A 24,768-nucleotide genomic window follows, 5' to 3' on the forward strand; every position below is an offset into this window, starting at 1 on the left:
ATTCGATAGCCCCTTGAGCATGTGTCTAAAACTGGGTGACGCTTAGCAGGTAGGCAGGAATCATCTGGCGAAACTGCCGCGAACTGTTGGCCGGACCGAGGCTTTGCGAGTTCCGGCGTTCACTTGCTCAGTCGTGCCGGAACTGCGTCGCTTAGGCTCCTTGGTCCGGCCTACGCCGAACCGATCACGGTCAGCGGAATTCTCGTTCTACCGAATCACTTCTATGTACCTGCTTAGCAAACCGAGGTATCGGCGAGCGATTGCCTGATCCCTTGTTCACGATTCCGATTGTGGATGGATCGCTAAATGCTGGATCCCGCTAGACCACCCCGCCGCAGCACGCGACCGTAACATCCCGCGTACCCAAACGGCCATCTCGCGACGACCGGTACCGGAAAGGCTTGCCTCACGCGTGTTAGCGATTCGCCACACGCGATGAGGATAAAACCGGGGCCAATCGACCGACTCAGCGGGATTGTGCCGCCAGAGCGTCTTTCTTTTCCCGGCGATTGACGAGGAACAACAGCACAGGGCTGGCGATGAACATCGAACTGTACGTACCGACCACAACGCCGACGACCAAGGCAAAGGCGAACGCGTGGATGCCTTCTCCGCCCATCGCGTACAACAACACCACCACGATCAACGTCGTGACCGACGTCAACAAGGTTCGGCTGAGCGTTTGGTTGATACTCGAGTTAATCATGTCGCCTGTCAAACGAGGAGCCTTGCCCTTCGTCTCACGAATCCGGTCGAACACAACGATCGTATCGTTGAGCGAGTAACCGATGATCGTCAGCAAGGCGGCGACGACCGTCAACGAGATTTTGAACGGATCGATCAAAAGGAACCCGAGTGCACCGGCGGCCCAGTAGCTGACCGCGATCGCCCCGAGGGTGATCAACACGTCGTGCACCAACGCCACCACAGCGGCGACGCCGTAGATCACGCGTTGGAATCGGAACCAGATATAACCGATGATGCACAACAGCGAGGCAAACAACGCACCCAGAGCACGGCTGATCATGTCACCTGCGACACGAGCCCCCACGCTGCTACTGCTGATCCACACCGGATCGCTGCCGAGCTTCTTCTCGAGTTGTGCCATAACAGCAATCGCCTTGTCGCCGGTCAGTGGCAACTGGACTCGCCACTGCGAGTATGGCAAAGCAGACCCGCCGGCCCATTCGTCGGTACCTTCGCCAAGAGGCCGGAGCCGCACACCGCGTTGGTTCAACGGAACACCAGCCACCTCGGCGGCTTGCATGATTGCGTCCATCAAACCGTCTTCACTGATGACGGCGTTTTTCTCGCTGCCTTCGATACCGAGCGAAATGTCCGAGGTGCTGTAGGCAAACCCTGGCAATTGGACATCACGCATTTCCGGCGTTTCGTCTTCAGCTTCGGCGTCCTCAGCGGCGACTTCTTCGGTTGTTTCTTCGGTGGCTTGGAATGCGGTCAGCATCACGCCGTTGCTCAATCGCTCGTACTGCGACTGATCACTCACGTCAGGTGAGGCGGTCGCACCGGTGGATTCCGAAACGGGTTGACCAGCTTCATCGACCGTGCCAGGTCCCAAGTCGGCAGGCGTGATATCGACTTGATAAGTCGACAATCCGACGCTTGTTTCCTTAGCGAACCCGTCTTGAATCGCTTTCTTAAGCAGATCCACTTGGTCGACCGATGAATCAACTTTGAAGATCGTGTTTTCGGCGGCACCTTCCATGCTCACACCGTTGACGGTGAACTGAATTTTCTCGTCACCGCTATCTTCAAATGCGGCCGAAACGATCCGACGAACTTCCTCGGTCTCGGTAGGAGCATCAAGCCGGAACTGAACCGATGAGCCACCCGCAAAATCGATATCGAAGATACCTTGGCCGCGGAAGAACAGCGCGACCAAACCGGCAGCGACGAGAACCGACGACACGAACAACATCATCCGGCCGCGTGCCATGAAATCGAATTCACCGCCGCCCGACATTGCCGCCCGTACCGAATTAACGGTGTCGGACATCGACAGTGACAACATTCCACGGCGTTCGGCGAGGTCGAACAGGGTTCGCGAAACATAAATCGCGGTGAACATCGAGAACATGATACCGAGGATCAACGTGACGGCGAATCCGCGAATTTGGTCAGTACCGATCGCATAAAGCACGATCGCCGTAATCAACGTCGTGAGGTTAGCGTCAACAATGGTCGTCGTCGCGCGGGCGAAACCGTTTCGAATCGCCATCCGATCCTTGGCACCTTTTTTCAGCTCCTCGCGGATCCGTTCGAAAATCAGCACGTTGGCGTCAACCGACATACCGACGGTCAAAACCAAACCGGCGAGCCCAGGCAGGGTCAGCGGTTGGTTGATGAAGACCATCGTGGCGAGAATCATCATCAGGTTCATGATCAACGCGATGCACGCGATCACACCTGAGAATCGGTAGTAGTACAGAATGAACACCAAGACCAATCCGAGCGAGAGACCGATCGAGAACACACCCTTTTGGATCGTGTCTGCCCCGAGAGTCGCGTCGATTTGGTTTTCGGCGATCGGTTGCTTGGTCACCGTAGCTGGCAATTGCCCGGCTTTGAGGATCTGGACGAGTCCGTCCACTTCTTCCCGCGTGAAGTTACCGGTGATCCGGCCTTCCTTGGAAATGGCTTGCAAAATATTCGGAGCCGACAGCAACGTATCGTCGAGGATGATTCCGAGCTGACGCTTGCGAGTCCCTTCGGGCGAGTTGTTCTGGGTGAGTGCACGGAAACGTCCCGAACCAAAATCGGTCAGGTTAAACGCGACCGCGGGACCGCCATTTTCATCGAACGTGCTGGCGGCGTACGAAAGGTCGCTTCCTTGAATATCGAGCAGCGGGTTGATCACCATCAACACTTCGATTTCGGAAAACGGCTGTGTCTTGAGCCACTTGGCGACTTTGATTTCTTCGTCACGGCCGAGCAGTTCAGACGGCAACTCGAGAATCTTGCCGTTGTTAGGGTTTCGGATCAGGGTGCCTTGGGTGGACATCCGCAGCGGGCGAATGCCGTCCGCGTTTGGTTTCGACTCACGGCCCAACTTGACCCATCGTCCGTAAAGACCGTCTTCGATGTCGCCGACCTTGACCTGAGTCGCGATCGCCGGGTCGTCCGATTCCGCTTGATCGATCGCCGCGTTGATGATGGCTTGGTGGTCAACTTGGTTAGCCAGAATCGCGAACCGCAGCACACCGGCTTCTTCGACGAGCTTCTTGATTCGTGCGACTTCACGGTCGTCGACCGCAGGCACGATGATTTCGATTTGGGATTCACCATAGGGGCGAATCACGATTTCCTGGGTACCGGAGGGGTTGATCCGGCGGGTCAAAGGCTCGACCAAGTCTTGGCTGGTGATCGGAGAACCGGTTTCCTTCAGCTCTTTTTGCTTTTCCGGATCGATTTCGTAAACCAAAATCGTTCCACCGCGAAGGTCAACACCGAGGCCGGGCAATTTGTTCCACAACGTGACACCGCTGCCGATGATCGCGACGAGAATGAAACCGATTCGGGTGCCGTAACCTGGCATCTTGATCTGCTTAGCCAACCAACCACCGAATACGAACGGCAGGATCAAGATCGCGGCTGCAACGAGAAGCGTGAGCCATTGCTGTGCCGAGATGCCTCGCACTTCGCCCGCGACAGCGGAATCGGTCTGGGCGAGGATGGTGGTAAGAAGAGAGATCGAATCCGACGCGAAATAAGTGGCGGAGGAAAAGACCGAGTCGAGGCGAGAGGAAGGGAGATCCATCGTGATTTTTCGAAAGACGGTTGTGGGTTTTCGCTGGCGGCTGCGCTGAACGTCAATCATTGACGCGGCCCACAGGCCCGCTGGCGGTTTGAGAATGAGTGTCAGCTAGTCCGACGAATCCTCGTCGGAGGCGTTTTTGGACGGTGATTCACCACCAGGAATTTTGCTAGGACGGCCGTCTTTATCGAGCGACTTGCCCTTCGCGTGAACGGAGATCGCCGAGATGGCGGATCGATTGACTTTGACCCGGGTGGTCCCCGCTTCGTCAATTTTGAGAGTGACCACGTCGCTGTCCGCCGGTGCCGAGACCACGGTGCCGTGCAAACCTCCGATCGTGATCACACGATCGTTTTTCATGAGCGAAGCGAGCAGAGTGGCCTCGTCTTGACGCTTGCGTTTTTCAGGCAAAAACCACGTCAGATACCAAATCATCCCCAATCCGGCGATGAGCGGCAACGGGCTGCTGAAAAACAACTGCAACGGCGACGGCGGTCCGGCTGCGGGATCACCCGCACCCACTTCCTGCCCGATCAACAATATCCACGAAAAACCATCGACGACTCGATCGAGCGAAGGCAACATGGCAAAGAGATCGAGAAATGAGGGGTCCAAAAAAAACAGCAACGGAGGGTATCCAGGCACCGGTGGGGTTGTACTAAAGGGCTGCGGTGGCGCATCAAACCGCAACGATAGACAGCTAGCGCAGGGCGGCATGATATGGAAGGCCAAAAAACGCCACAAGCCCAGCCCGGTCCATGGAGCGACGAAACCCTCGAAACGGTGCCCTATACGCCCCACCGAATTCGCCTCAAACCGCCGCCTGTCGCTCAGCGACGATTCCGAGACGCGTCGGACGTGATGCGACGACGGGCCGACTGATCATCAAGACGCGATCGCCGATCCTATTGAAAAAAGAAGGTTTTCGCACGCCGATCGCCCCAGATCGCGGGCAATCGTCAAGTCAAACGGCCTCGACACATGCATCGTCCTCTCTGTCTTCTCCCCCGCTACCCTTCAGAGATCGGTACTGGATCGGAAGACCGATGCTGCGAAATAACCAAAACACGACCTGAGCCGACAGAACCAACGAGATCGCGACCGGCAGCCGATCCAACAGCGAGAATTCGCCCGGCAGAACGTACCCGTCGGGAAACAGCCCCAAAATCTGCGAGTCCGTATACATCAACCCCAAGTGCACGCCACAGACCATTGCCAAGGCCGGAACCAAAACGTCAAACGAATGATGACTGATTCTCGCAACAAGACACACGATGATCGCGATCGAGAGCATTCCCCAAACCTGCGACACCAGCCATATCGCGACCGAATCGAAGGTCAGTGTCGGCTCCGCATCTTGAAATCGACCGACTAACCAGCGTGTAGCGAACAGCACGACCGCCACGCTAATGGTCACGCCAGCGGTCCATCGGATCGTCAGATTCAGCCGTGGAGGGGACTGCCACGCACGCCCCGGTTCGATGATGCTGCGTGGCGAAACCCGATCGGCGACACGAAGGGCGACCAACACAATCGCCGCCTGCATCACGACACGAATGAGGTCGAAATAGATTTGCGGCGGACCCCACCAACGCCACGTTTCGGCAATCGCGACTCGCCAAGTGCCCGTCGAATAGAGAATGGTGAACGTATTCAGGATGCTGCAAAACAGCGGCAACAGCACGATTCCCGCAAACAAAGCCACGAACATCAGCTCGGCCCGGGACTCCGACGGTTCCCACTCCTTTCGCCACGCTAACCAGACCAGCATCGCGATGCTGGTGATGAGCGACGGCATCCGCTGCAGAATTTGAAAGCAGACACCAACCGGTGAACTGAACGGGATCTGATCACCCAACGGCAAAACAAACAGGGGCGTGTTGACAAAGATCGGCACCGCAAAAGCCGCGACTAGCAACACCAACCGCCCGTGCCGACACCAGAACGCTCGCAAATACTCGGGCGTCAAAACACCACTCGGATCAGACATCAGGTTGGCCAGGCGGGAGAGGGATCAGGCGGCTTCACTCTTGTGAGGAATTATCGCACACTATTTGCCCTCTTGTTAACTCATTGCCCCCGAGATGTTTTTGATGAATTCTGCACCGAACGTATTGTTGAGTGGTTTTGCCGACGAATCCGCGATGACCAAGAAGGCGAACGAACAATTCGCCGCCCTGGCGGCCATCGGACTGCAGTACTATTCGATCCGTTTTGTCGATGTCGGCAACGGTATCAAAAACGTGATGGTGCTCGAGGATTCGGAAATCAGCCTGCTGCAGCAAATGCACGCCGACTACGGCTTCAAGGTTTCGAGCATCGGATCTCCGATCGGCAAAGTCAAACTTCGCGACGTCGACGACGGCACGGCGAACAAATTCATCCCGTTTGAAACCTATCTACGCGAAGACGTGCAAACGGCCTGCGATCGGGCCGAGGCGTTCGGATCCAAATTGCTGAGAGGTTTCTCGTTCTACCACCCCAAGGGCACCCGCCCCGAAGACCACATCGACCAAGTCGTTGAACAACTCGGCGCGATCGCGGAAGCCTGCGATGCACGCGGCCTGACCTTTGGCCTGGAAGTGGAAGCCAATTTGGTCGGACAAACCGGCCAATTGCTTGCCGATATCGCCGCGAAGGTGAACCATCCCGCGATGGTGACGATCTTTGACGGAGCCAATATCGTCATGCAAGGCTTCACCCCGGATCAGGTTTACGCGCAATATCAAGCGATGAAACCGTCCCTGGGATGGCTCCACATCAAGGACTACAGCGATCCGACCCTCGGCGGCCGCGTCGATCACGTTGATGAAGAATCTGCCAGCCACTTCGTACCGGCGGACCGCGGCGACAGTGCCCACGAGGCGATCCTGCGAGACCTGAAAGGATTTTTGCCGACACTCCACGAACGCATGACATCACGTGGCGTCGACGGCGTCTTCATCGACTTGGAACCGCACGTCCGCGGAGGCGGCCAGTTTGGTGGCTTTAGCGGCCCCGATGGTTTCGGCATTGCCGCCCGAGCATTGTGCAAATTGCTCGACTACGTCGGCGTCGGCTACGAACTCCGCTCGTTCGAATCGCTGCAAGCGGCAAAATAGCGTCCAACGGGACAGCTGCCGCGATTTACCACGGCCCGGACAAACAGCATGTGGCGGATCACCGGATTTTCAGAGCAGATTCGAATCGCCCTCCTGATCGAGGGCATCGAACCATCCGGTGCAATCCGTCGGCCTCAACACGGGCCGGCATTGGAATAGAACCGGCGCCGTCACATCAACGCCGCCGGATTTCGCGGAAACGATTCGCTCGTTGAGCGAATCTCATGCATCCGTCGCGTGTTTAGGCGAGCCCGTCGAGGAAACGATCGAGAGCGGCATCCATCTTTTCTGGCGTGTCATAGTTGCCTTGGGCAATTTGACGACGCAGATCGGCAACCCGGTCGACGCGAATTTCACCGCCACCGGCTACCGCAGAGGTGTCTTGCAATCGATTGGTTGCACTGGTCGAGGACGCTTTCGCTGCTGACGAGAGATCCAATTGATCCACGGGAGCGGCGGATGGTTTCCCCGCGGCAGGTGTGGCGAGTCGATTGGCGCCGCGGCCTGCACCCGAAGTGCTGCTCGATGGCGAGGCGGCTTGTGTAGTCGAGAGACGAAACGGTCCGTAAATTTGCATCTTCACTGGCTCCCTGGGAGGAAGGCGGAACCTGATAACCCCGATTGTCACCCTTCGTGGGTACCGGACCGAATGAACGGCGAACGGCGCGACAATAGATGCGAGATCATCAGAAACGGTTTTAGAATTGGGCTAAGCGGCAACCGAGTCGGCCTACCACCCCCACGAAACACGGATTTCCCGCGTTCGGCTAGGGTCGTCAAATCGACAACTCTCAATTCGGTTACCAGCGCCGCAATCCTTGTCCCAGGATGCATTCCGTCAGAATCAGTGGAGACTTCGCAAGCGCAGATTATTGAGAACACCCTCTGTATCGTCGTGTTCGCTGCGATTTCTGAAGTGCGTTTTGAGTCTTTCGACGAGAAACAATCCTAGGACGTGGGTCTCCGGTCAGACTAGCAACCGCGTGAAACCGGCAGCAAGAGCAAGCCGAACGGAAACTTGAGCGAATCTGGAGAATCTGTCGAAAAATCCGATGCTGAATTTCCGCCCACCACACCGCCTTGTCCGAACCGGCTCCACAGACGACGATTGGGCGGCACCGGACGCCGCCGACCTCTCCTTCTTAAATCTGGTATCCCCCACACATCCCCATGAATTCCGGAACTAGTCCCCACGAGAGCACCCCCGTGGCCGTGATCCTGGCCGCCGGCAAAGGCACTCGCATGAACAGCGACCTGCCCAAAGTGCTCTGCCGAGTCGTTGATCGCCCGATGATCCATTTCGTCCTGGATGCCGCCTCGCAGGCCGGGATCGGTAAAAAGATTGTGGTTATCGGCTATGAAAAACAGGCTGTCCGCGATGAACTGCAAACTCGCGGCGAATCCGACATCGTGTTCGCCGAACAAAACGAACAACTCGGCACCGGCCACGCCGTCCAAATGTGCCTCGAACATCTCGAAGGTCACCCAGGCATGACGCTCGTCATCGCCGGCGACTCACCGCTCGTTCAAGCGGAAAGCCTGCGAAACCTGATCGAGCGATTCAACGAAACCCGTCCCGCATTGCTGCTCGGCACGTTAACGAAAGAAAACCCGGAAGGGCTCGGCCGAATCGTTCGAAATGAATCCGGACAGTTCACTGGCATCGTCGAGCACAAGGATGCTACAGACGACCAGCGAGAGATCAAGGAAGTGAACATGAGCACTTACCTATTCTCCACCCCCGACCTCCTTTGGGCGTTGTCAAACCTCAGTAACGACAACGCGCAGGGCGAATACTACCTCACCGATTGCGCTCGACTTCTGCATCAAGCAGGACGTGCCGTCGAAGCGTTACCAGTCCTGAAGGATTGCGAGTCGCTATCCATTAACAATCCAGACGAACTGAAGTTGGTCGACCAAACAATGCGAGCGATGGGTTATGCGTGAACTCAAGATATTCAGCGGACGGGCTAACCGAGAACTCGCCGAAAAGCTGTGCCGACACCTGCATCTCAAACCTGCCCGGATCACGTTGGGACAATTCCCCGACGGTGAGAACTTCTGCAAACTCGATGAAGACGTCCGCGGCCGTGACGTGTTCTTGATGCAGCCGACCTGTCCGCCGGTCAACGATAACTTGATCGAACTGTTGACAATGATCGACTGCTGCAAACGAGCCAGCGCCGAACGGATCACCGCCGTGATTCCGTATTTTGGTTATGCCCGACAGGACCGCAAAGACGAGGGCCGTGTTCCAATCACGGCAAAATTGGTGGCGAACCTGATCACCCGCGCCGGAGCCGACCGGGTGCTGACGATGGACTTGCACGCCGCTCAGATCCAAGGCTTCTTTGACGTTCCCGTCGATCACCTTTACGCCGCTCCGGTCATCAACGACCACTTCATCAGTCGCCGCTTCGAAGGTGACGAAATCGTTGTCGTCAGTCCCGATGAAGGCAGCATCAAACGTGCCGTCGGCCACGGCAAACGTCTCGGCGGAACGCTCGCGATCGTTGACAAACGACGCGCCAGTGCCCTCGAAGTTCGCCAAAGCACGATCATCGGCGGTCCGGTCAAAGGACGCGTGGCGCTGATGTTCGACGACATGATCAGCACCGCGGGATCAATCTGCGGTGCGGCCCGGTTGGTTCACGAAGCCGGTGCCAAAGAAATCCACATCGCGTGTACGCACGGAGTCTTCTGCGGGCCTGCGATCGAGCGACTACGTGAGGCGCCGATCGATTCCATCACCGTCACAGACACCATTCCGGTGGTGGGCGAGAAGCAACTTCCGAACTTGGTGCAATTGTCCGTCGCGCCGCTGCTCGCCGAAGCGATTAAACGGATCCACCACGACCAATCGATCAGCGAACTGTTCCGCGAACGATAGGTCAGAGGATTGGCCTCAGATTACCGCTCAAGCACACGACTACTTGATCGCTCGAACCGGTGAAGCCGGATCGAGCGTTGTGGGTCTTTGACAACGGAACAGCCATTCCACGCGATCACTCGGTCGCGCACACACCCGGTGCGGGTGTTTGAATGCGTTGATACAACGCCTGCAACCGGCGTGTGATCGGTTGCTCGATTCGGCGAGTAACCAACAGTCCGACCGAAAACGAGAACGCGATCACGATCAACAAACACATCACCGGCGAAACGCCCGCCTTGTCGAATGTGTTCATCAGCACACAACCCAAATTGTTGTGGCATAGGTAAATCGCGTACGAGATGCCGCTGACAAACACGAGCGGGCGGAACCGCAACACCGGGATATTTCCCCAGGCCGCCGCGGTAACCACCACCGTAATCAGCATCGTCGCAGCGGGGTTGTGCTTGCCATGATCGATGCAGTGAAAAACGGTTCCTGCGACCAAGATACCGATCAAGTTGTGAGACAACCGTCCGGTTTTCGTTTTGATCTGATACAGCAAAAAACCGATCGCAAAGAGCGGGGCAAAGTCGAGCGCCAACAAATGACGCACCGCCGTCCCGGCCGCGAACCAGGTCGCGTCCGAGTATTCGGTCTTCAACAGATCCAGCGTAGGACAAAGCGTCAGCGAACCGAGCAACAGCACGCCCCAACCGACGAAGTAGTTTCGCAATCCACCCAACCGCATCAGCACGACCAGCAAGACGTAAAACATCATCTCAACTTGCAACGTCCACATCACCGGGTCCACGCACTGATAGCCGAACACTCGAGGCATCAACGTCAGGTTTGCAAGAAATTGCCCCATCGTAATCGGGTCGCCACTGAGCGGTGCCATCCGGCAGATCACCAAATTGGCAACGATCGCGATGTAGAACAACGGCACGATCCGAATCAGTCGCGCGACGAGGAAATCGGTCGGTCTGCCGCGACGCATCAACGACATGCTGTTGACGAATCCCGAAAGGATAAAAAACATCATCACGCCATAGGCGCCATACGGCCACTCGCCACCGAGTGGCGTGGAGAAACCAAACTTCACCGCGTACACGTGCGTGAAGTGAAACAGGACGAGATTGATGGCCGCAAGGGAACGCAGAGCATCGAGTTCCGTAATTCGGCGACGCTGCGGTTCAGGTGCGGTCACAGGCATCGAGGAGGCTGGCACGGACGACAGGGACAGGGACGATGTAGGCACTGACATAGGCGGCGGGGCTTTGCGGAAAGTCACGTGACGAAAACCGCTAGTCTGTTTGAAAGCGGCAATTTAGCTATCAAACGAATCCCCTCTCCTGCGGTTTTTCGCCACAGCGTTCCGGATCAGCACAACCTTTCGGGTCCGGCCGGTTGAGAGGCCGGCGCCGATTACCGCGATGGTTTGGAAAACGCTTGATTTGCCTGCCCTTTCGCATTTTCGTCGCTTGCACGACACTCTACGGTTTGCCTTTTGGACTTTTTTCAGAACAATCCGGCGGAGGAATCGCCATGAAATACGTAATCATCATCCCTGACGGCTGCGCCGACGAACCACTCGAGTCGCTCGGCGACAAAACACCGCTGCAAGCCGCCAAGCTGCCGACCATGGATGCGATCGCCGCTGCCGGTTGCGTCGGCGTGACCGACAACACACCGGTCGACTTTCCGGCGGGCAGTGAAGTCGCCAACATGTGCCTGCTCGGATACGACCCGAACGAATTCTTCACCGGCCGCGCGCCGATCGAAGCGGCCGCGACCGGCATCCAATTGGGTCCCCACGACTGCGCCATCCGATGCAATTTGGTCACCATCGAAGACCAAATCATGATCGACTTCACCGCCAGCCACATCAGCACCGAAGATGCGACTGCGATGCTGACCGACCTCAACGCCAAACTGCTCGGCGGAGACCATCCGGCGATCGACGCGGACGTGGCCTCACGTTTGGAATTCGTTCCCGGGGTCAGCTATCGCAATTTGTTGATTTATCGCGGAGACGCCGATCACCCCTCGCCGTTTACTCCGTCAACACGCACGTCGGCGCCGCACGATTTGACCGACCTCTCCGTCGCAGACGATTTCCCACGCGGGCCGGGCAGTGACATTTTGACCGCACTGATGAGTGCCTCGGTCGAAATCTTGGCCGAACACCCGATCAACGTCGCGCGTGCCGCAGCGGGCAAGAAGACTGCGACCAACGTGTGGCTTTGGGGCAGCGGTGGCGCCCCCGGTCTTCCGACATTTAATGAACGTTATGGTCTCCAAGGCGTGATGATCACCGCCGTCGACCTGCTACGTGGACTCGCCGCATTAGCGGGTTGGGATCGACTCGAGGTTGAAGGGGCAACCGGATACCTGGACACCAACTACGCCGGCAAAGGCAAAGCGGCTGTCGAAGCGATTGAGAAGTACGACATCGTATGCGTGCACATCGAGGCGCCAGACGAAGCGTCCCACGAAGGCCGTGCCGACGCCAAAGTCGAAGCGCTCGAACAGATCGATCAACACATTGTTGCTCCCCTTTGGGACGTCATCCGCGAGCGATCCGATGCAAAGATCCTGATTTTGCCCGATCACCCGACGTTCTGCCGAACCAAAAAACACACCCACGGACCTGTACCTTTGGTCATGGCGGGTAGTGGCGTGAAAGCAGATGCCGCGACCACCTACGACGAATCAGCGGCCGTCGCATCGGGTCTGATCTTCGATCCGGGTTGGACGATGATGGAACAATTCCTCAAAGGCAACGGCTGAGCAATCACGCCAGATCACTTGGCGTTTGCCAACCGACTCTCCAAGTGAACTCTTCACGGTACAATCAAACACCACCAGATGGCACGAATCGTGCAGCGGTGGTATTGCCGTGAATGGTCGCGGAAAATCGGCGGTATCAATGCATCGATGCACATTACTATTGTGTATGATTCGTTGATTCGGCCGACGCCGACTCCGATTTTAACTTGCCTTTGGACTCGTTTCAGATGATCAAAAAAGCGTTCCTCCCGATTGCGCTACCCGCCTTGTTATTGTGCCTGTTCTTCGTGGCGAGCACCGGTTGCAAACCGCCAGCTCCCACCGAACCGGCTGAAGCCGTTACTCAAACCCGATTCGATCAAACCATCAATCAAGACAAACTGATTCTCGTCAAATTCGGCGCGACTTGGTGTCCCCCTTGTCGCGATGTCGACCAGGAACTCAAGATGCTCTCCGGGCAGCTTCCTGAAGATGTGGAAGTGCTAAAGATCGATGTCGATGAAAACCCTGAACTCGCTCAGCGATACGGCATCAGCAGCATCCCGAAACTGATGCTGGTCCGAAATGGAGAAATTCTTTCGGAAGAAATCGGCTACATGAGCGGCGATCGGATCCAGAGTTGGATCGCTGAATACCGCGGGAACACCCCATAACGCAAACGCCGCCCAACGTTTTGCCAGGTAACTTACCCGCGGTTCATTTTCTCGCGGGCCCGATGCAATAGCGGGCCGATCGTGTTTTCGCTCACGCCGACCGCTTGGCTGATCTCTTGATAGGTTTTCCCTTCCAGGTGATACATCCGCACGACATTCGCTTCGCGAGGATCGAGGCGAGTCATCAAATGCTTGACCTCTTCGGCGTCGTCGATGCGTTGAATATCCGGATCGGACGGACTCAGGTGCTTTCCGTTAACGACCTGCTGAGCCTGCGAATGCTCGGCGACCGCGTTCGATTCGCGGTGCGATTGCTGTAAACGTCGCACCACAACGCGACGGGCGATCACTGTCAGATAGGTCGCCAAAGAACACTGCCGGCGAAAACGACGAAGCACCGCAAAATCATGGCGAATCAAGACCATGAAAACCTCTGCGACGTAATCATCTCGTGTCGATTCGTCGATCGAGATTCCACGTCCGGCCGTTGTCCGGTGGACGACGTGCACAACCAATCCTACGAAGCGATCGACAAAGTTCTGCCACGCCCGCGGTTCACGGTCGAGGCAGCGTTGTAGGAGAAGTCGATCGACGTCGGAAAGGCTCACGTTAGTGGCTCTCGAAAATAAAAAGAGTCGAAGCGGGATGTGATCACGAGATCGTATTGATTGGGAAACCGCGTCACCGTCGTTTTTAACACGTTGGGCCCCCGCCGCTAACGTTGCATAGTAAGTCGAGCTGGCCTCTAGAGCAAGTTTTGGTTTGGTGGTTCGGATAATCCGAGCAAGTCAGATTGCGCTTTTTATCCCAATCGCAGTGGAAATGAACATTGCGACGCCGTTCGGGGGGCAACGCCACCAGGTTAGTAAGCGTCGCAAATGATTCTTTCCCCCCTCGGCATCAGGCATGACCTAGGTTTGAGCGAGGTTCCGATTATCCGCTTGCTCCGCACCTTAATCTCATGAACGACCACGTCACCGACGCCCTGACGCATTCCCCCTCGCCCGTCTTCCCGCTGGTCGCACCGACTGATGAGGACTGCAATGCGGGACAATCGGCGTCGCGTCTGAGCGACCTACTCGTGGGGCTAGGCGACGCCGCAACGGGTGACCTAGCGGCGCTGCACACGACGCCCTCCACCACTGCCCCGACGCCCTCGATTGATCCAGAAGAGACCGACGACGGAAATGCGTCGTGTGACGAGACTTCCGCTGCGTCAATCGAATCGTCGATGGCCCGCCAATACGAGAACCGCTTGGCGATGGTCCGGCTGGGCATGGCCACATCGCTCTTCTATGCCCTACGTACCAAACACGCACCGACGGCGGCGCACAGCCTCCGCGTCGCGATATCCTGCTCCGCCTGGTGCGAACGTCTCGGCCTCGATGAAGACGAACGAGATCGAATCGAAGTCGCTGCGTTGCTGCACGACATCGGAAAGATTGGCATTCCAGATCGGATTTTGCGCAAACCTGGAAAACTGACCGTCGAAGAACAGATGACGATGGACTGCTGTGCGGAACTCGGTTGCGAGATCCTCCGAGGCTGCACCGATGATCAAAACCTGCTCGACACCGTCCGCTACAGCGGAACGTGGTTTGAATCGCGACGGCAAGACGACGCCGTCCGCGGTGAGGCATTGCCGTTGGGCGCTCGCATGCTGTCGGTCGCGGGTGCGTTTGACGCCATGACCACGGATCAGGTTTATCGTGGTGCGATGAGTCGCGAGCGTGCTTTGCAAGAACTGTTTCGCGGCAGCAACACTCAGTTCGATCCCGAACTGACTCGCGACTTTGCGACGATGCTGGAGAAACGTCCCGAAATGCTCCACGAGTGTGTCGTCGATCGATGGCTGCAACAACTCCAGACGAGCCCCGCTAACCTACTCGGAAAATCGATCGGCAATAGTACCGGCATCCACCAACCGGCTGTCGCTCTGCCAAGCGAAGCAGCGATCGACAACCAGATGACGTCCATGTTCGTGGCGGTTGGATCACCACAAACGCACAACGATTCCGGTACCGGTTCCAAGATGCCGTTACCGTACTACGAAACCCTCGGCAATAACCTTCGCGATGGTGTCGCGTTCACCGATCGTGAAGGCGAGATCCTTTACTGGAACGACTCCATGGCCCAAATGACCAAGGTCGCGGCCGTGGCCTCGATCGGAACTCATTGGGACTCCGACGTGCTGAAGTTCGCCAGGGTCGGTAAAACAGAGTTTGCAGATTGCCCCGTCACCGAATGTCTCCAACGTGAGATCACCGTGACCCGCACGATGAAGTTGGTCTCGGGGATTCAACAAGACACACCATCGGATCGCGACCGCCTAGCGCCGCTTAAACCAGCATCCGATTTGCCCGGACGGGACGTGCTCGTCCATGTTGCACCTGTCGGCCACGAATTCGGTGGCGGTGCGGTGATCATCGTTCGCGACATTTCCGATCGCGCTCAAATGCAGAGCCAAATCCAGACGCTGCACAAGAAAGCGACCAGTGACCCCCTTACCGGCGTCGCCAACCGAGCGGAGTTCGACCAACGCCTGTTGCACTCGACCGCTAAAGCGAAACAGCAAGGCGTCACGTTCAGCTTGATCATGTGTGATATCGACCACTTCAAAAAGGTCAACGACGTCCACGGACACCAAGCCGGCGACGAAGCATTGATCCAGTTTGCCAACGTTCTCGAGCGGCACACCCGCGGCTCCGATTTGGTTGCCCGATACGGTGGCGAAGAGTTCGTATTTTTGGCGATCGATAGCGATAACGCGACCGCGACGCGACGCGCCGAAGAGATTCGCGAAGCCGTTGCCGCAACGCCGCTGAAGGGACTCAACGGTGAATCCGTCACGGTCAGCATCGGTGTAACCGAGTTCCAAACCGGTGACGCCCCCGAAACAATCGTCGCACGTGCCGATCGGGCGTTGATGCAAGCGAAAGAAAACGGTCGCAACCGAGTCGTTCAGCTCGGCAGCGGTCTGTTTGATTCAGGCGAGAAAGTGGACTCGTCGAGTTGGTTGAGCTGGCTCACGTCGAAGGACTCCGCAAAACAGCAAGAGTTCGAATTGGCGACTCCGGTCCCAACCGATCTCGCCGTCGAAAAACTGCGTGGTTTCATTGCCGACCATCGCGCCGAAATCATCAATGTCAGCGGCAGCGAATTGTCACTCCGACTGAACGTGCGGGGCGGTAACGGTCGTCGCGCAGCGGATCATCAGATGACACTCAACACCCTCATCCGACTGAGTGAATCACGTGGCAAACGAGGCATTCGCGGCGCGTCGTTGACGCAAACTCAAATCAGCGTCACGGTAACACCGGTACGCGGCCGAGACCGTCGCAGCGCCAGCTTCGCGCCGTGTGTTCGCCAAGTCATCAACAGCCTGAAGAGCTATCTGATGGCCGAAGTCGTGAAATCGGAGCAATAGAATCGCGGCACTGACGCCACGATCCTGCAATTGACGCTGGTCGCTTCGATGACCAGCATCGGCATCGTCGAGACGGCCGTTACGAGATCGTCTTTCCAGCCACACTGACCGCTTTCGGACGCTGGACGTTCTTGGCCAAGCCGACCATTTCCAGCAACCGAATCACGCCCCACGACATATCGAACTCGTACCACTTGTGTCCGTGTCTCGCCGCTCGCGGGGCAGCGTGGTGGTTGTTGTGCCAACCTTCACCGTGGCTGATCAATGCGACCAACCAATTGTTCGTGCTGTGGTCCCGGGTCTCGTAGTTGCGATAACCGAAAACGTGACCGAGCGAGTTGACCGACCAAGTGCCGTGAAGCACGAAGACCGTTCGCATGGCCACGGCCCAGACGGCCCAACTCAGATAGTACCGCAGCGCAACTGACCAATCACCGCCACTGATGGCGAGTCCGATCAAACCGCCAACGACCGACAACACGATTGCGTGGGCGAGAAAAACGAAAAACCATCCGTCTTTCCGCTCGAGTTTGAGATAGAACGGATCGCGAAGCAGGTCACGGACATAGCGTTCATAGCGACTCGTGCGATCGAGATCGCGGTGCCGACAAACGACCCATCCCACGTGCCCCCACAGAAAACTGGCCAGCGGCGAGTGCGGGTCGGGCTGGTGATCGGAATGCTGGTGGTGCATACGGTGAATCGCAACCCATCGCGCCGGGCTGTCCTGCAGATTGCACATGCCCAAAATCGCAAACGTGTGCTCAAGCCATTTTGGACACGTAAACCCACGGTGGGTCAGCAAACGGTGATACCCGATCGTGATCCCCAACATCCCAAAAACAAAGTGACCGGCGATGGCGGCAATGAATCCGGACCAAGTGAACAAATAATTGAAGAACGGGGGCACGATCGCGAGCACGGCAACGATGTGCACGAGCGTCAATACCGCGACGTATTCCCACATGACCTGCAGCGGCTCAGTCGCCTCTGGACGAGGCAATCGCTGCGGGTCGTGACCGGCCAGCTCCTCGTCCTTGTAGAGCAGTTCGTCGCCCATCGGATCATATTCCGACGCAGCGCGATCGCCCGGGGAAACCGGCTTTCCGGCAGGGCTGGTCGATTGGGGCATAACTTCAGAGGTCGACATCGGTACCGTCTCAAACGAGCGTTGGGTGGACATTGGGAAGGTCGGCAGTGGGGTAGGGTCGGTATTCTCAGCCGATCTTGCAATCCCAATTTACCTAGATGCGACTTTTGCGCCTCACCGGAAAGATGCGGCAATTGGATAAAATACCAACCCCGCAAACCGCATCGGCAGGCTCCCGCCGCTCCCTGACGAGAAAACCGGGCCTCCCCCGGCCTGATCACGACCGGCGACCGACGCCGCATCAACAACCATCGTCAGTACGAAGTTGGCAGGGTGATCGTCCAGCAAATTGCCTTCGGATTTGGCGAGTTCGCCCCGAAATTCGCGAGCCGCTTCGTACTGAATTCGCCCCGAAACGAGCGTGAGGGTTTGTTCATCGATTGCGTCGCACACCGATTTCACGACCTTCAGATCTGTGACCGCGACTTGGGAATGCGTCGTTCCTCGATAATCCACGGTCCGAACTGGGGCATTCTCAAACGCATCCGAAAGCGGTTCAAAAACGCGGCCGCTCGGATCGCTGCACGTCGTCACGACCGGTGTGCTAGCCAAACCCGTCGCACGCATCCATTGCAGCGGGAATTGGGCCGACGAGATCGCATCGCCCCCTACTTCGCTGGGCAACTCGAGGGACTCTCGAATTCGTGTGCATACGATCCATCCACGACAACACGGACCGCTCGCGTTTGCTGTGCTCCCAACCGCCTGCCGAAACGCGAAGATCGCTGGCGTCGCATCGGGACGCAAAACGCCCTCCGAAATCCATTGCACAACGAACTCGCCGGCTCGTTCAAAGCGTTCTTGTTCCTCGTCGCCGGGTTCATGCCGGTTGGCGATGACACGCACCACATTCGCCGGATGGGACTTGTACAACCGATCAACCGAATCCGCGTCCAGATCGCATTCGGGCGGCGCGACCACATCAGCGAGCGAGCTAACGTGGTCGAGGTTGTATCGCAGAGCGGCAAAAGGAATCGTGTCGGGCATCAGCTCAACGAATCAAGGTTTAGGGCCGTGGGGTACCAGGGCCTTAGCTCATCCAGCTAGGCAGTTCACCGGCGGCGGGCAGCTCGATCAGCTTCGCCTGCGTGATCGCATCGATGCTCATCAATTCCTTCATCACCGCTTCAGGAACATCGCTATCCAAGCTGAGCACACCGATGGCGTCACCACCGGCCGCATTGCCTTCGCGACCGACCGCCATTTGAGCGATGTTGATGCCGTTGTTACCGAAGATCGTTCCGACGCTACCGATGATGCCAGGCACGTCTTTGTGAGCGAACACGAACAAGCGTCCGTCGAGGAACGATTCCAAACGATAGCCGTCCAAGAGGATCAAACGTGGCATTTCATGGCCGAGAACAGCGGCACCGGCACTGACAGTCTTTCCGCCACCGGAAACCTCAACCGTGATGCTGCTCGTGAATGCACCTTGTTCGGTGTTGTGTTCCACCGTCAATTCAATGCCACGTTCGCGAAGCAACATCTCCGAGTTGATGACGTTGGCATCTTCGACGACTCGCTCAAGCAATCCGGCACAGAACGCGTTGCTGAGCACACGGGTGTCTTTGCCAGCCACGACGCCACGGCACAGCAATCGAACGTGATCGATGCCGCCACCGTGCCATTGATGCACGAGCAAACCGAGACGGTGTGCGATGTTCAGGTAGCTACGCAACTCGTCGAGCGTCTTCGGGTCGAGCGACGCGACGTTGACGCTGTGCCGAATCTCACCGGTCTTGAGATAGTTGATGAGCAGGTGAATTCCTTCGACCGCGACTTGCGTTTGGGCCTCTTCAGTGCTGGCACCGAGGTGGGGCGTGCAGCAGGTTCCGGGCATCTTGAACAGCGGACTGTCGGTGCAAGGTTCGTTCTCGTAGACGTCCAACGCGACGCCGCCGAGTTTGCCGGACTCGAGTCCTTTGACCAACGCATCGTGGTCGTAGATGCCACCGCGGGCGACGTTGATGACACGCAATCCCGGCTTGACCTTGTCCAACTGCGCCATGCCGATCAAGCCCTTCGTTTCAGGCGTCAACGGCGTGTGGACGGTGAGGTAGTCGATCAATGGCAGCATTTCGTCGACCGTGTCGACGCGTTCCACCTTCAGCGATTCGGCTTGATCGTCCGTCAGGAACGGATCGAATGCGATGACTTTCATGTCAAACGCGCGGGCACGAGAGGCGACCTCGCGGCCGATCCGCCCCATGCCCACGATACCGATGGTTTTACCAGCGACTTGGGTGCCCATGTAGGCTTTGCGGTCCCAGCGACCTTCGACCAGACTTTGGTGTGCCGGGGCAATGTTGCGACTCAGAGCCAGCAGCATCGCAAACGTATGCTCGGCGGTCGAAACGGTGTTGCCGCCCGGCGTGTTCATGACGACGATCCCGCGACGGGTTGCCGCCGGTTTGTCGATGTTATCAGTTCCCACCCCAGCACGCACGAGAGCACGCAACCGCGTGTTGCCCTGGAGAGACTCGGGGGTGATGGTCACGCCACTGCGAAGGATGGCACCGTCGAATTCGTTGAGTGATTTACGAAGTTCTTCGCCTTTGAGCTTGGTGCGAACTTCGTACTCGATGCCTTTAGTGGCTTCGAGCAGGTCAATCCCTTCTTGGGCGATATCGTCGAGAACAAGAATGCGAAACATGGGAGGAGTGTGTTGAATGGGAGAATGGATGATCAGATAAAGAAGGAGGGAACGGACCAACGTCCGCTCCCTAAGTAACCAGCAGCCGGTCGTCGGCTTTCGGCAAAAGCCAACTCATGACGGACCGCGGCTTAGCCGTTTCGGCTGAGGAAATCGGCCATGAATTGACCGAGGGCATCGACACCTTCACGCGGCATCGCGTTGTAGATGCTGGCACGGATACCACCGACGCTGCGGTGTCCCTTGAGGGCGGCCAATCGATTGGCACCGGCTTCGGAAATGAACTTCGCCGTCAATTCGTCCGACGGCAAGTTGAACGTCACGTTCATCAGCGACCGGCATTCCACGTTGGCGTGCCCGCGATAGAACCCGCCGCTTTCGTCGATGATCTTGTACAGCGAGCTCGATTTCTCGCGGTTGATCTTTTCCATCTCGGCCAAACCGCCGATGTCGTCACGCAACCAACGGGCCACTTTGCCGAGAACATAGATCGCAAACGTCGGTGGAGTGTTCCATTCCGAATCGTTGTCCAAGTGGTTCTTGTAGTACAGGTAACCAGGAATCGACGGATCGGCCTTTTCGATGAGGTCCTTCCGCATCACGACGACGGTCACACCAGCCGGCCCGGCATTCTTTTGGGCACAGGCGTAGAGCAATCCATACTTGTCGACCGGCAGCGGTCGGCACAGAAAATCGCTCGACGCGTCACTGACCAACGGCACCGAGGCTGGGCATTCGGGCTCATTCTGGAACTGAACGCCTTGGATCGTCTCGTTGCTGCAGTAATACAGGTAGGCGGCGTCATCCGACACGGTGTAATCGGACGCCCCCGGCAAGCGGTCGTAGTTGGTTTCTTTGGCGTCGTAGATGGCAACGGCTTCGCCTTCTTTTTTCGCTTCGGAAATCGCCTTTTTGCCCCACGATCCGGTGAGCAAGTATTCGGCCCGTTTTCCGGTCCCACGCAGCAAATTGGCGGCGATCGCAGAAAATTGCAGCGTCGCACCACCCTGCATGAACAACACGCCGTAGTCGTCACTGACGCCCAATAGACTTCGCAGCGTGTTTTCGGCGTCGTGCAAGATCTCGACAAACAGCTTATCGCGGTGACTGATTTCCAGCAGCGAGGCACCCGCACCAGGCAGGCACAACATTTCGTCCTGGACCTCGCGGAGCACCGATTCCGGCAGAACGGCCGGTCCAGCGGAGAAGTTGAAAACGCGGTCGGTGGCAGCAAGGGGAGCCGAAGCGGTCATTCGAAAAACTCTTCTGATGAAAGAGTGAAGTGGAGGGGAAACCGACTAGGGGAATACGAGAAACGGTCCAGTGAGGGTCCGTTTCGCCGGATTCTATGCTTCGCAAGCGATCTGCGAAAGGCAACGCAGAAGCCTACGCATCGCGGCAGCACGACGCAAATGGAGGTCGGCCCCCGGCGAACGGCATTCTAAAACACAGCCGAATCCTCACAACGAACGTGTGAAGCGGATTCGGCGTGCCGTGGCGTCTTAACGGCGTGGCGTCTTAACGGATACGACCCTCAAAATCGGCCCTGCAGCGTCCCGTCGTCCGCCGGGGAGACAGACGATCCGGTCTGGCCCCACAACCGGAAAATACCGCTCACCGAGATTGCTCCTCATGCACAATCGGGAGCGCAGATTAGAATGAAACCGGTACGGCCTCGCGACGCGGTAGGCACCACCGCTGCGTCGCAAAATCACAATCGTCATTCGACAAAGAAATTCTCAGCCTGATGAAAATTTCACGGGCGTTCTCCCGCTCCGGCTCCGACGCACCTTCGCTGCAAACTTGATTCCTGAACCGACCACGACTTCGGAGGCCCCGCCCCAATCGAAATCCCCATTGGTGATTTCGATGTGGCTGCTGATCGTCCTGGCCGTTTTCACGGGTCCGTTGGACATCTCGTCCGGCGCCCCCAAGATGTCAGTCGGCCTCGACGCGAAAGTCGCCTGCAAACTGCTGGTCGTGGGACTGGCGAGTTTGGTGGGTGCTTACGGCGTGCTGACCTCCGCCGCCGTTCGCCAAACACTCCTAACGCTGCCTGCGCTCGCGATCGGGCTGATCTTGCTGCTCGCGGCCCTTGCCACCCCGACCGCGATCAGCAGCACCTCCTTGCCGACGACGCTCGTCAATCTTGGCAGCCTGATGTTTATCGTCACCGCCTTACTGACGCTGAAGCTCCGTGGCATCGGACTCGCTATTTTGGCCGGGATCACACTCACCGCACTGCTGGCGCTCACGCTCTGGTTCTTTGTGCCCAGTTACGGCATGTTTCCCGAACTCCTCGAAGGCGGACTCGTCGTGGTGCGACTCAGTGGCACCGCACACCCCAATGCCGTCGGCCGGGCAATGGTCATCGGGCTCATCCTGTCTCTTTATTTCTTCCGAACCGATGTCTTGCCGCTTTTGCCCGTCGGATTGTTGGTCGCAATGTTCACTCTCGGGGCATACCTGACCTGGAGTCGCACGGCGATCTTAGCGGGCGTTGTGGGCATCGCGGTTCTGTATCTCGATCGCATCCTCAGCCGCGCCGGCGTACTCGCGATTGCCTTGGCGGTCGTCTGCGGGATCGCGGGTGTCACGGCGATCTACATGCAAGGACACGAAGATCGAGTCGTCGGCAAAGTTCTGTCCAAGATAGCCAAGAGCGGGAAAGCGGAAGAGATCACCACCGGCACGGGGCGATCGGAGATTTGGACCAAAGCGATCAGTTTGATTGCCAATCGCCCGATCATCGGACACGGATTCAACGCCGCGCCCACGTTGATGATCGATCACTCGCAAGCGACCCACAACGCCGTTTTGCATGCCACGCTGACCTCGGGAATCGTGGGCGGGTGCATGATGCTCGGTCTGATGCTGTGGTGTTTGTATCTCGTCACGAGTTCTGATGCGTTGATGGTCCGCAGCCTCGCCGCCTTCGTCGTGATTTCGTCGCTCGCTGAGGACGCTGTGCTTGAGACCTTTCCCGGGCCGGTCACGATCGCGTTTTTGATGTGCTGCCTCTATCCGGTCCGAGTGACGCAAACAGCAACAACACAACAAGAACCGCGACGTGACGATGCCTTCGTGGGAGAGATCGCGTGAGCGAGGCATTCGTCGACACCCTTCCTGTGCCCGACAAAGTCGTCTCTGTTCCCGATCAAACCGTCGATGCCACCGTGGTGTGTTTGCTGAACTTCTTGGCCCCCAACATGATCGCTGTGTGCCAGTCATGGTCGACCAAAGTCCGACATCTCATCGTGCTCGTTAGCGTGGCGATGGAGGGCAATCGTGCGTGGCAGGCCGAGAACGGTGGGTTGGACCTTCGCGTCCAACGGACCTGGACACGCACACGAATGGACCACCACCCCGGTGGCTACAGCGACGTCAACTACGTGCACCTGCCTTTCGATACGATCGGGCAGCTGCGTCGTGCCAAGCCCGATGTGGTCGTGTCCTCGGAACTCGGTCTCCGTTCGATCCTCTCGTACTTTTACTGCGCCGCATCGGGTTGGTTCGGGATTCGACGCAGGCGTTGCCAGCTAGTCCTCGCTGTCAGCACATCGCCTTGGATCGAGGCAAGCCGTTCGGGACGACTGCGTCGCCTGCTGCTTCGCTGCGCCGACGCGGTCACTTATCACGGGCCGCAATGTCGCGATTGGCTCGTCGAACTCGGCGTGCCAGATAAAATGCTTTATCCGTTTTACTATGCCGCCGATCCGACCAAAATTTACACCGGCCCGATCGAATCGATTGGCTCAGACAATTCTCCATCGCTCCGGATCGTTACCGTCGGCCAATTGATTACCCGCAAGGGTGTTCGCGAAGGACTCGGTAAGCTCATCGAAGTGGCGCGGCAGATGCCAGGCCTCAAGATCCACTGGTCACTTTTGGGTGACGGTCCATTGATGGCCCCCCTTCGTGAAACAGCACTCCCTGATAATTTGCACGTCGATTTTCGCGGCAACGTCAACTCGAGTGAGATCCGCGAAGCCTACCGCGAGCACGAAATGATGTTTTTTCCAACAAGAGGCGATGAGTGGGGACTGGTCGTTGACGAGGCCATGCATTCAGGGCTCGTCGTGGTGGGTAACGACCGAGCCCAAGCGGTCGTCACATTGATCCGCGACAACGTCAACGGTTTCCGCTATCACACCGGCGATCCCGAATCGCTGCATTCGGCGATCGAGCGTTACACTTCGCGTTCGAGTGCCGAACGGCTAAGCATGCGAATCGCGGTGCGGGAATCCGTATCTGACCGCACGCCGGAGCTCGCCGCACAGCAAATCAACAATTTGGTTGCAAAATTGAAATTGAATTGATCTTGTCGTGGTTTCACGGTGGACGGCA

At 57.5% G+C, this 24,768-nt stretch carries 18 protein-coding genes; 8 read left to right on the forward strand and 10 right to left on the reverse strand.

Annotation, left to right across the window (positions count from 1 at the left end):
• Positions 1-466: 466 nt before the first annotated feature.
• From secD to NB063_RS26930, 3 genes are all read right to left on the reverse strand, one after another.
• A complete protein-coding gene (gene secD / locus NB063_RS26920) occupies positions 467-3,778 on the reverse strand; it encodes a protein translocase subunit SecD (RefSeq protein ID WP_250932157.1) in 3,312 nt (1,103 codons plus the stop codon).
• Between the two features lie 105 nt (positions 3,779-3,883).
• The gene (yajC, locus tag NB063_RS26925) at positions 3,884-4,420 is read right to left on the reverse strand and encodes a preprotein translocase subunit YajC (protein WP_250932158.1); all 537 of its coding nucleotides are present in this window, start codon (positions 4,418-4,420) and stop codon (positions 3,884-3,886) included.
• Positions 4,421-4,739: 319 nt separating this feature from the next.
• Positions 4,740-5,765, reverse strand: coding sequence for a hypothetical protein (locus tag NB063_RS26930; protein ID WP_250932159.1), 1,026 nt, complete (start codon positions 5,763-5,765; stop codon positions 4,740-4,742).
• 103 nt (positions 5,766-5,868) lie between these two features.
• Between NB063_RS26930 and NB063_RS26935 the strand changes: the two genes are divergently transcribed.
• Complete coding sequence (locus tag NB063_RS26935; protein ID WP_250932160.1) at positions 5,869-6,876, forward strand: sugar phosphate isomerase/epimerase family protein; 1,008 nt, start codon at positions 5,869-5,871, stop codon at positions 6,874-6,876.
• Positions 6,877-7,117: 241 nt separating this feature from the next.
• On the opposite strand, the gene NB063_RS26940 is transcribed toward NB063_RS26935, so the two are convergent.
• Entirely contained in the window at positions 7,118-7,453 is a 336-nt protein-coding gene (locus tag NB063_RS26940) for a flagellar biosynthesis anti-sigma factor FlgM (RefSeq protein ID WP_250932161.1), read from the reverse strand.
• A 593-nt stretch (positions 7,454-8,046) separates the two neighbouring features.
• Between NB063_RS26940 and NB063_RS26945 the strand changes: the two genes are divergently transcribed.
• Both NB063_RS26945 and NB063_RS26950 read left to right on the forward strand, forming a co-directional pair.
• On the forward strand, positions 8,047-8,823 hold the full coding sequence (locus NB063_RS26945) for a sugar phosphate nucleotidyltransferase (RefSeq protein ID WP_250932162.1): 777 nt from the start codon (positions 8,047-8,049) through the stop codon (positions 8,821-8,823).
• Positions 8,816-9,766 (forward strand): ribose-phosphate diphosphokinase, encoded by a 951-nt coding sequence (locus NB063_RS26950; RefSeq protein ID WP_250932163.1) that lies wholly within the window; start codon positions 8,816-8,818, stop codon positions 9,764-9,766. The genes NB063_RS26945 and NB063_RS26950 overlap by 8 nt, the downstream gene beginning before the upstream one ends.
• A gap of 115 nt (positions 9,767-9,881) precedes the next feature.
• Here NB063_RS26950 and NB063_RS26955 read toward each other — a convergent pair whose 3' ends face one another.
• Positions 9,882-10,976 (reverse strand): acyltransferase family protein, encoded by a 1,095-nt coding sequence (locus NB063_RS26955; protein WP_250932164.1) that lies wholly within the window; start codon positions 10,974-10,976, stop codon positions 9,882-9,884.
• Positions 10,977-11,293: 317 nt separating this feature from the next.
• Between NB063_RS26955 and NB063_RS26960 the strand changes: the two genes are divergently transcribed.
• Together NB063_RS26960 and NB063_RS26965 are read left to right on the forward strand one after the other, a co-directional pair.
• Positions 11,294-12,538 carry a cofactor-independent phosphoglycerate mutase gene (locus NB063_RS26960; RefSeq protein ID WP_250932165.1) on the forward strand — a complete coding sequence of 415 codons (1,245 nt, stop codon included), beginning with the start codon at positions 11,294-11,296 and terminating at the stop codon, positions 12,536-12,538.
• 227 nt (positions 12,539-12,765) lie between these two features.
• On the forward strand, positions 12,766-13,191 hold the full coding sequence (locus NB063_RS26965; protein WP_250932166.1) for a thioredoxin family protein: 426 nt from the start codon (positions 12,766-12,768) through the stop codon (positions 13,189-13,191).
• A gap of 32 nt (positions 13,192-13,223) precedes the next feature.
• On the opposite strand, the gene NB063_RS26970 is transcribed toward NB063_RS26965, so the two are convergent.
• Positions 13,224-13,799, reverse strand: a complete 576-nt coding sequence (locus NB063_RS26970; RefSeq protein ID WP_250932167.1) for an RNA polymerase sigma factor — start codon at positions 13,797-13,799, stop codon at positions 13,224-13,226.
• Positions 13,800-14,152: 353 nt separating this feature from the next.
• Here NB063_RS26970 and NB063_RS26975 point away from each other — a divergent pair, with 353 nt between their 5' ends.
• On the forward strand, positions 14,153-16,618 hold the full coding sequence (locus NB063_RS26975) for a sensor domain-containing diguanylate cyclase/phosphohydrolase (RefSeq protein WP_250932168.1): 2,466 nt from the start codon (positions 14,153-14,155) through the stop codon (positions 16,616-16,618).
• Between the two features lie 79 nt (positions 16,619-16,697).
• Here the strand turns inward: NB063_RS26975 and NB063_RS26980 are convergent, their stop codons facing one another.
• The 4 genes from NB063_RS26980 to serC form a co-directional block, all read right to left on the reverse strand.
• The gene (locus NB063_RS26980) at positions 16,698-17,678 is read right to left on the reverse strand and encodes an acyl-CoA desaturase (protein WP_250932271.1); all 981 of its coding nucleotides are present in this window, start codon (positions 17,676-17,678) and stop codon (positions 16,698-16,700) included.
• Between the two features lie 204 nt (positions 17,679-17,882).
• A complete protein-coding gene (locus NB063_RS26985) occupies positions 17,883-18,755 on the reverse strand; it encodes a DUF1015 family protein (protein WP_250932169.1) in 873 nt (290 codons plus the stop codon).
• Between the two features lie 43 nt (positions 18,756-18,798).
• Positions 18,799-20,421, reverse strand: a complete 1,623-nt coding sequence (gene serA / locus NB063_RS26990) for a phosphoglycerate dehydrogenase (RefSeq protein WP_250932170.1) — start codon at positions 20,419-20,421, stop codon at positions 18,799-18,801.
• A 131-nt stretch (positions 20,422-20,552) separates the two neighbouring features.
• Positions 20,553-21,674 (reverse strand): 3-phosphoserine/phosphohydroxythreonine transaminase, encoded by a 1,122-nt coding sequence (serC, locus tag NB063_RS26995; RefSeq protein WP_261367621.1) that lies wholly within the window; start codon positions 21,672-21,674, stop codon positions 20,553-20,555.
• 616 nt (positions 21,675-22,290) lie between these two features.
• Here serC and NB063_RS27000 point away from each other — a divergent pair.
• A complete protein-coding gene (locus tag NB063_RS27000) occupies positions 22,291-23,523 on the forward strand; it encodes an O-antigen ligase family protein (protein ID WP_250932171.1) in 1,233 nt (410 codons plus the stop codon).
• A complete protein-coding gene (locus tag NB063_RS27005; RefSeq protein ID WP_250932172.1) occupies positions 23,520-24,740 on the forward strand; it encodes a glycosyltransferase family 4 protein in 1,221 nt (406 codons plus the stop codon). Before NB063_RS27000 ends, NB063_RS27005 begins: the two co-directional genes overlap by 4 nt.
• Positions 24,741-24,768: the final 28 nt, after the last annotated feature.

This window comes from Aporhodopirellula aestuarii (assembly GCF_023701485.1).
In the GTDB taxonomy this organism is placed as follows: domain Bacteria; phylum Planctomycetota; class Planctomycetia; order Pirellulales; family Pirellulaceae; genus Rhodopirellula; species Rhodopirellula aestuarii.